Origin of the sequence: Mycobacterium sp. WUMAC-067, assembly GCF_020217485.1 — a bacterium.
Classification (GTDB): domain Bacteria; phylum Actinomycetota; class Actinomycetes; order Mycobacteriales; family Mycobacteriaceae; genus Mycobacterium.
The window spans coordinates 82,166-90,297 of sequence record NZ_JAEKMI010000022.1; the positions used below are offsets into that span (position 1 = coordinate 82,166).

Consider the following 8,132-nt stretch of genomic DNA (forward strand, 5'->3'; position numbering starts at 1 on the left):
AGCCAATCCTCTTGCAGCAAAACCTGGACGTCGTAGGCTCGTGGGTGATGAGCAACTCAACGCAACGGGATGCGGAGGACACGCGCGACCAGCCGTCGCGCGCGGCCGATACCGATCGCATACAGACTGCGCAGTTGCTCGCGTACGCGGCCGAGCAGGGACGCCTGCAGCTCAACGACTACGAAGACCGTTTGACCAGGGCCTATGCCGCAACAACGTATGAAGAACTCGACCGGTTGAGGGCCGATCTGCCCGGCGCGCCGATCAGCCCGCGCCGCGGCGGCAAACCCAACCCAGCGCCGTCGACGCTGCTGCTGGCCCTGATGAGCGGCTTCGAGCGGCGCGGCCGATGGAACGTGCCGAAGAAGCTGACCACCTTCACGCTGTGGGGCAGCGGAGTGGTCGATTTGCGCTACGCCGACTTCACCTCGACCGAGGTCGACATCCATGCGATGTCGATCATGGGTGTGCAAAACATTTTGCTGCCGCCCGAGGTCAACGTGGAGGTGCATGGCCGCGGCGTGATGGGAAACTTCGACCGCGGTGTCGACGGCCAGGGCGCTCCCGGGGCACCGACGGTCCACATTCGCGGCTTCTCGCTGTGGGGCGGCGTCGGGATCGTGCGCAAAGCCCGCAGGCCGCGCGGCGGGTAAGCCCTCCCTGGTAACGGAGCGTCAGCCGGGCACGTAGTCGAAGGTGTCGGGGTTGGGTCCGTTGCGTCCCGACTCACCCTTGTTCAGCGCGGAGATCGCGTCCATGTCGGAGCCGTCCAATTCGAAGTCGAACAGCTCGAAGTTGGATTTGACCCGTGCCGGTGTCACCGACTTGGGGAAGACGATGTCGCCGCGCTGAATGTGCCAGCGCAACACCACCTGCGCGGGCGTCTTGTCACGAGACTCGGCGATGCGCTTGATCACCGGATCGTCGAGCACCTTGCCCTGGGCGATGGGCGCCCACGCCTCGGTGGCGATGCCATGCTCGCGTCCGTACGCCCGCACCTCGTCATTGCCGAAGTAGGGGTGCACCTCGATCTGGTTGACCGACGGGACGGTACCGGTTTCGTCGGCGAGCCGATTCAGATGTGCGACTTGGAAATTCGAGACACCGACGCTGCGGGCTCGCCCGTCCCGTGCGAACTCTTCGAAGACCTTCCACGTCGAGACGAAATCGCCGTCGTACAGCGTGGGCAGCGGCCAGTGGATGAGGAACAGGTCGACGTAGTCCGAATCGAGCGCCTTGAGCGTTTGGTCGAACGCGCGGCGCGCGTCGTCGGGCCTGTGAAAGCCGTTGTTGAGCTTGCTGGTGATGAAGACCTCGCCGCGGTCCAAGCCGGCGTCGCGGATGCCTTCTCGGACTTGCTTTTCATTGCCGTACATCTCGGCGGTGTCGATGTGCCGGTATCCGATGTCCAGCGCCGTCTTGACCGCCGAGGCGGTCTCGTCGGGTTTGATCTGGAACACCCCGAAACCGAGCTGCGGGATTTCGACACCGTCGTTGAGTTCGATCGTGGGAACCTTGCTCATGGGGCGTTTCTCCTTCTGAGGTTTACCGACGGCGGCGGGATCGTAGGTAGTCGCCGACGACCGCCGCTCCCAGCCCGTCGAGATCGGGCACCACGACACGTCCTTCGACGCGCCGGGCGACTTGGTCGATGAAGCGTGCCAGGCCGGGGTCGCTGCCCAACCGGAAGATGGTGATTTGCGCACCGAGGCGGGCCATTTCGTCGAAGCCGCGCACGGTGTGGGCGATGGTCCGCGGGTGCGGTGGGTAGTCGAAGAAGACCGTCGTGCCGTCACCGTCGAAGTCCTCCAGGTGAGCGGTCGGCTCGCCGTCGGTCACCACCAGCACGACGGGTTGGGCGTTGGGGTGGCGGCGCAGATGGCGACCCGCCAGCGCCAGCGCGTGATGCAGGTTGGTGCCCTGCTCGTAAACCCCCTCGAGACCCGTGAGCTCGGCGGCGGTCACGGTCCGGGCGTAGCGGCCAAAGGCGATGATCTGCAAGGCATCCGAGCGGAAACGCGTGCACACCAGGTGGTTGAGCGCCAGCGCGGTCTGCTTCATCGGCAGCCAGCGGTTCTCCATCACCATGGAAAACGACGTATCGACCAGCAGCGCGACGGCGGCCTGCGTGCGGGTTTCTGTCTCGGAGACCTCGACGTCGTCGACGGAGATCTTCAACCGCGCGTCCGGCCCGTCGAGGGTGGCCGTTCCCGCCTGCCGCAGAACGGCGTTGGTCAGGGTGCGGGAGATGTTCCACGGTTCGGTGTCGCCGAACTGCCAGGGCCGGGTGGCGCCGGTGAGCTCGCCGGCCGCCCCGGCGCGCCGATGATCACGCTCGCCGCGCCGCCCGGAAAGTTGTTGTGCCACATCGCGTAGCGCCGTCTCGCCGAGCCTGCGCATGGCTTTCGGCGACAGCCGCCACTGGCCGTCGGAACCGCGGTCCAAAAAGCCCTGATTGACAAGCGCGCGTTCCAATTCGGAAAGCGTGCGGGCGTCGACGGCCGCCTCGTCGCCGAGCTGGCGTGCCAGCGCGTCCAGGTCGACGTCATCCATGGTGGCACCCGGATAGCTTTGCGAGAGCTGCTCGGCCAGTTGCTCGAGTTCGGCGATGTCGGACAGCGCCTGGGTGCCCTCACCCATCCCGAACGGGTTGTCACCGGAGAATTGTTCGGACCCGCTCCAGTCCTCGCCCGGCCGCGCCGCCTGCAGGTGCGCATCGAGCCGATTCAGTGATTCCATCAACGCCGGGGAGCCGAATGCCTGCTGCGCCAAGGCATCCAGTTCCGCGCGCTGCTCGGCGCTCAGGCTGTTGCGGAAGCGCTGCGCGGCGGCGGCGCGCTTGGCCAGTGAGTCCAGCAACTCGTCGACGTTGCGCGGGTTCTCCGGGAAGAACTCGCCGTGGGAGTCCATGAAGTTTTCGAAGTCTTCTTGGGTGTCCTCGCCACGGGCGTGCTTGTCCAGCAGATCGTTGAGGTCGTTCAGCATGTCGTTGACGCGCTGACGGTCCTCGTCGGTGGCGCCCTCTAGCGCCTGCTTCATGCCCGCGAAACGTTGGTCCAGCATCTCGCGGCCGAGCAGATCCTTGATCTGGTCGTACTTTTGGCGGGCCTCGCCGCTGCGCCAGTTGTACTCGGAGAGCTCCTGGACGGCCTTGGCCGGCGATGCCGGCAGCGCGTCGAGCTGGAGTTCGCCGAAGCGGGCGTCGTCGTCGAGGGCGCGGGCCAGCTCCTTGCGTTCGGCCAGCACCGCCTCGTCCAGCAGTTTCTTGATCTCCTGCAGGGTTCCATCTAAGTTGTTGCGCCGCAACAACTCCCGTCGTCGCCGGTTGGCCTCGGCCGCCAGCCGGTCCGCGCCGGGCATGTTCTTGGTGCCGCGGCGCAGCAGCTCCGAAAGCGCACGGCGCGGCGAGGTGCCGGCCATGACGTCCTGGCCGATCTGTTCGAGCGCCTCACGCAGATCCACCGGCGGCGCCAGCGGGTCGGGCCCGCCGGTGTACGCCGAGTACCGCGAAGAGTGCCCTCGCGACGATCGCGAGCGCGGCGAAGCCGGGCGCCGCGGGTCGTCACGATCGGAATCAGCCATAGACCGTTTGCCCCTCCTCGGATACCTTGTCGATGCGCTTGGCCAGATATAAAGCCTCGAGCGCCAGTTCCAGCGCGGCGGCGCGCTCGCCCTCCGACCGCGCGCCGAGCTTGTCCGCGATCTTGTCCACCGCCGGCAGGCTCGGCACCGCGGCCAGCACGTCCTTGGCCGAGACCCGCTCGCCGGTTGTCACCGCGGAACCGCCCTCGACCGCGGAGACCAGCGAACCGACGTCGATGCCGCCCAGCACCCGCGACGCGGTGTCCGCGGTCGCCCGGCGCAGCAGGTGTTCGAGCACCGCCTGTTCGCGGCCTTCCTCACCGGACTCGAATTCCAGCTTGCCGCGCAGGACGTCGATCACGGTGCCCAGATCGACCACCCGCGCCACCGGGTCCGTCTCCCCCAGGATCGCGCCGCGATGGCGGGCCGCGGCCGCGACGGTTTCGGCGGCGGCGATGGCGAACCGCGCCGACACCCCCGAGCGCTGATCGACGGAGTTCGACTCCCGCAGGTAGCGGGCGAACCGGGCGATGATCTGCATGAGGTAGTCGGGCACCTGGGCCGACAGGTGCGCCTCCTGCGCGATCACGCCGACTTCCGCCTCCAGCTCCAGCGGGTAGTGCGTCCGGATCTCCGCGCCGAAGCGGTCCTTGAGCGGGGTGATGATGCGTCCGCGGTTGGTGTAGTCCTCGGGGTTCGCACTGGCGACCACCAGGACGTCCAGCGGCAGGCGCAGCGTGTAACCGCGGACCTGGATGTCGCGTTCCTCCATCACGTTGAGCATCGACACCTGGATGCGCTCGGCGAGGTCGGGAAGTTCGTTGACCGCGACGATGCCGCGGTGCGCCCGGGGAATCAGCCCGTAGGCGATGGTCTCCGGGTCCCCGAGGCTGCGGCCCTCGGCGACCTTGATCGGGTCGATATCGCCCACCAGGTCGGCGACGCTGGTATCCGGCGTGGCGAGCTTTTCGGTGTAGCGCTCGCTGCGATGCTTCCATTCCACCGGAAGGTCGTCGCCCAGGGTGGCGGCCTTGCGGATCGACTCCGGCGTGATCGGCGAGAAGGGATGCTCACCGAGTTCGGCGCCGGCGATCACCGGCGTCCACTCGTCGAGCAACCCGACCAGCGCGCGCAACAGCCGGGTCTTACCCTGGCCGCGTTCGCCGAGCAGGACGAAGTCGTGTCCCGCGATCAAAGCCCGCTCGAGCTGGGGCAAGACGGTGTCGTCGAATCCCAGGATGCCGGGCCAGATGGCTGCGCTGTCCGGCCCGTCGGCCAACGCGGTCAACAGATTTTCGCGGATTTCCTGCTTGACTCCCCGTTCACGGTGACCGGCGGCACGCAGTTCGCCGACGGTGCGGGGCAGGTTGCTCGGTGACGTCACCACTCCACGCTACGACGCGGGCTCAGACGAGTCATGCGAAGGGCGTTCACTTCAGGCGTATTGACACGCGGATCCCACCACCGTTCGCGGGCCGCCGATGCCCGACGAAGGCCGGACAGCGTGAATCGATTGTCCGGCCTTCGTACTGGGTTACCGAGCCCTCCGCGCCTCGGCGGTCGGGCGGGACCGGTCAGCTTGACGTGACGGTGGCCTCGGCGTCACCCGGCTTCCAGGTGATGCTGCCGTGCTCGAATGTCGACTTCTTCACGCCGTCGGGGGTGTCCACCTCGTCGCTGGTGGGGTACCCCAGTTTGCCCTGCGAACCGCCGAGCTCGTTCCACTTGTCGCGAATCTTGCCCCACACGACGTAGGCCTGAGACTTGTAAACGATTACGCCGCCGTCGAATTGCTGGTAGACACCGCCATCCGGGTTCTTCTGCTCGTTGCCGGTCGGGGCACCCAGGTCTTTGCGGGCCTTGTCGTCGAGGGCGTTGTACTTCGCCAGGATTGGCCCCTCGACGGTGTAGGGGGTGCCGTTGGCGCCGTTGATCTGTGTCGAGCTCGGCGCACCGCTCGCCGTGGTGCTTTCCGATGGCGCCGCGCTTGCGGATGATCCCGCGGTTGCCGACGATGTCACCGAAGAACTGGCAGGACTGGTTGTTTGACCGGCGTTGTTGGACTTACTGCAACCGCCACCGATCAGCGCGAACCCCGCAAGCGCTACAGAGAAGGCCGCCGTTCGTTTTGTAATCTCGCGCATCTCATTCCTCTCGATAATGGACGGGATTCGCCGTCCGCGTATCGAAAAGGGAAGTAGGCCGATCCGCGACCCCCCGACGGAAGAACCTGCAGCAACGATGCCCGCCGGTCTTCCCCGAACGCATCGTACCGAGCACGGATTCGGCCGCCTTGTGTGACCCCCGTCACGGGGCTAATGGGCGAAGTGGCGCGCCCCCGTCAAATACAGCGTGATGCCGGCGTTGGCGGCGGCCGCGGTCACCTCGTCGTCGCGTACCGATCCCCCCGGATGCACGATCGCCTTCACTCCGGCGCCGGTCAGCGTCTCGAGTCCGTCGGGGAACGGGAAGAACGCATCCGAGGCCGCGACCGCGCCGCGCACCCGATCGCCGCCGCGTTCGACGGCCAGCCGCGCGGCGTCGACGCGGTTCACCTGCCCCATGCCCACACCGATGGTGGCGCCGCCGGCGGCGATCACGATCGCGTTCGATTTGACGGCGCGACACACGCGCCACGCAAAAACCAGGTCCGCCAGCGTCTCCGGATAGGCGGGCTCCCCGGTCGCCAGGGTCCAATTCGCCGGGTTGTCCCCGTGCGCGTCGAGCTCGTCACGTTGCTGAACCAACAGCCCGCCACTGATCGGCCGCAGTTCGGTGCCACCGGTCAGCGGCTCGGAGGCCACCAGCACGCGGATGTTCTTCTTGCGCGTCAGGACGTCCAGGGCGGCCGGCTCGTAGGCGGGCGCGACGATGACCTCGGTGAAGATGGTGCTGACGTACTCGGCCATCTCGACGCTGACTTCGGTGTTGGCCGCGATGACCCCGCCGAATGCGCTCAGCGGATCGCATTCGTGGGCTTTGCGATGCGCGTCAGCCACCGATGCCGACGAGATCGCAATCCCACATGGGTTGGCGTGCTTGATGATTGCCACGCATTTCTGTTCGTGGTCGAAGGCGGCCCGCCACGCCGCGTCCGCGTCGGTGAAGTTGTTGTAGGACATCTCTTTTCCGTGCAGCTGCTCGGCCTGCGCCAGGCCCGGCCATGCGCTGGGGTCGTTGTAGAGCGCGGCCTGCTGGTGCGGGTTCTCGCCGTAGCGCAGCATCGCCGAGCGGCGCCAGCTGCGGCCCAGCCACTTCGGGAAAGCGGTGGGTGGATGTTCGGGGGCCAGCGTCGACTCCATCCAGCCCGCCACGGCGATGTCGTATTCTGCGGTGTGCTGAAACGCCAACGCCGCTAGCCTTTTGCGCTCGGCGAGGGTGAATCCGCCTTGCCGGACCGCGGCGAGCACCCCGTCGTAGCCCTGGGGGTCGGTGATCACCGCCACGCTGGGATGGTTCTTCGCGGCGGCGCGCACCATCGACGGTCCACCGATGTCGATCTGTTCGACGCATTCGTCGATGCTCGCGCCGGAGTCGACGGTCTCGCTGAACGGGTACAGGTTGACGACGACGAGTTCGAAGGCCGCGATGCCGAGCTGCTCGAGTGCCTGGGCGTGCTCGGGTTTGCGAAGGTCCGCCAGCAGGCCCGCGTGCACGCGCGGGTGCAGGGTCTTGACCCGGCCGTCGAGCACTTCGGGGAAACCGGTCAGCTCCTCGACCCGGGTCACCGGAATGCCTTTTTCGGCAATGTTCTTCGCGGTGGATCCCGTGGAGACGATCTCGACGCCGGCCGCGGTCAGCCCCTGGGCCAGGCCGATGAGCCCGGTCTTGTCGTACACGCTGATCAAGGCGCGGCGGATCGGCCTTTTGGCGTTCTCCCGCCAGTCGTCGGTGCTCATCCGTTGTCGCCTTTCATCCGATCGTCGCTTTTCTCCCGACCAGCGTCAGGCCGCCGGTTGCGATCGCGGCCACCACGTCCGCGAGTAGTTTGCGTTCGGTGACCTTGATGCGTTCATGCAGAGTCTCTTCGTTGTCGCCGTCGAGCACCGGAACGGATTGCTGCGCCAAGATCGGCCCGGTGTCCGTCCCGGCGTCCACCAGGTGCACCGTACAGCCTGTGATCTTCACACCGTAGGCCAACGCGTCGGCCACCCCGTGCGCACCCGGGAATGCCGGCAGCAGCGCCGGATGGGTGTTGATGACGCGTCCGTAGAAACGTGAAAGAAACTGCGGTCCAAGGATTTTCATGAACCCCGCCGAAACCACCAGATCGGGCGAGTGGGCGGCGGTGGCGTCGGTGATCGCGGCGTCCCAGGCGTCGCGGTCGGCGTGATCGCCGAGCCGGACGGTGAAGGTGGGCAGGGACGCGGCGGCGGCGATCTCGGTGGCCAGGCAGTCACGGTCGGCGCCGACGGCGACGATCCGGGCGGGATAGTCCGCGACAGCGGCCTGGATCAGGGAGTTGAGCAGCGATCCGGTGCCCGAGGCCAGTACCACTACCCGCGCCGACGCGTTGGGGGGCACACGGAGGGGTTCGACCACATCGGCGA

7 protein-coding genes are annotated in these 8,132 nt (G+C 67.1%); 1 reads left to right on the forward strand and 6 read right to left on the reverse strand.

Annotated features, from left to right (window positions below; translation table 11 throughout):
* The first annotated feature begins 47 nt into the window (after positions 1–47).
* Positions 48–653: a DUF1707 domain-containing protein gene (locus JF781_RS16870; RefSeq protein WP_225327999.1), complete on the forward strand. Its 606-nt coding sequence runs from the start codon at positions 48–50 to the stop codon at positions 651–653.
* Positions 654–674: 21 nt separating this feature from the next.
* Here JF781_RS16870 and JF781_RS16875 read toward each other — a convergent pair whose 3' ends face one another.
* From JF781_RS16875 to purN, 6 genes are all read right to left on the reverse strand, one after another.
* Entirely contained in the window at positions 675–1,523 is an 849-nt protein-coding gene (locus JF781_RS16875) for an aldo/keto reductase (protein WP_225327998.1), read from the reverse strand.
* Positions 1,524–1,545: 22 nt separating this feature from the next.
* Positions 1,546–3,582: a VWA domain-containing protein gene (locus tag JF781_RS16880; protein ID WP_225327997.1), complete on the reverse strand. Its 2,037-nt coding sequence runs from the start codon at positions 3,580–3,582 to the stop codon at positions 1,546–1,548.
* Positions 3,575–4,969 carry an ATP-binding protein gene (locus JF781_RS16885; RefSeq protein ID WP_225327996.1) on the reverse strand — a complete coding sequence of 465 codons (1,395 nt, stop codon included), beginning with the start codon at positions 4,967–4,969 and terminating at the stop codon, positions 3,575–3,577. The genes JF781_RS16880 and JF781_RS16885 overlap by 8 nt, the downstream gene beginning before the upstream one ends.
* Positions 4,970–5,156: 187 nt before the next feature.
* A complete protein-coding gene (locus JF781_RS16890; RefSeq protein ID WP_225327995.1) occupies positions 5,157–5,726 on the reverse strand; it encodes an LGFP repeat-containing protein in 570 nt (189 codons plus the stop codon).
* Positions 5,727–5,897: 171 nt separating this feature from the next.
* Positions 5,898–7,481, reverse strand: coding sequence for a bifunctional phosphoribosylaminoimidazolecarboxamide formyltransferase/IMP cyclohydrolase (gene purH, locus JF781_RS16895; protein WP_225327994.1), 1,584 nt, complete (start codon positions 7,479–7,481; stop codon positions 5,898–5,900).
* 13 nt (positions 7,482–7,494) lie between these two features.
* On the reverse strand, positions 7,495–8,124 hold the full coding sequence (purN, locus tag JF781_RS16900; RefSeq protein ID WP_225328065.1) for a phosphoribosylglycinamide formyltransferase: 630 nt from the start codon (positions 8,122–8,124) through the stop codon (positions 7,495–7,497).
* Between the last annotated feature and the right edge of the window lie 8 nt (positions 8,125–8,132).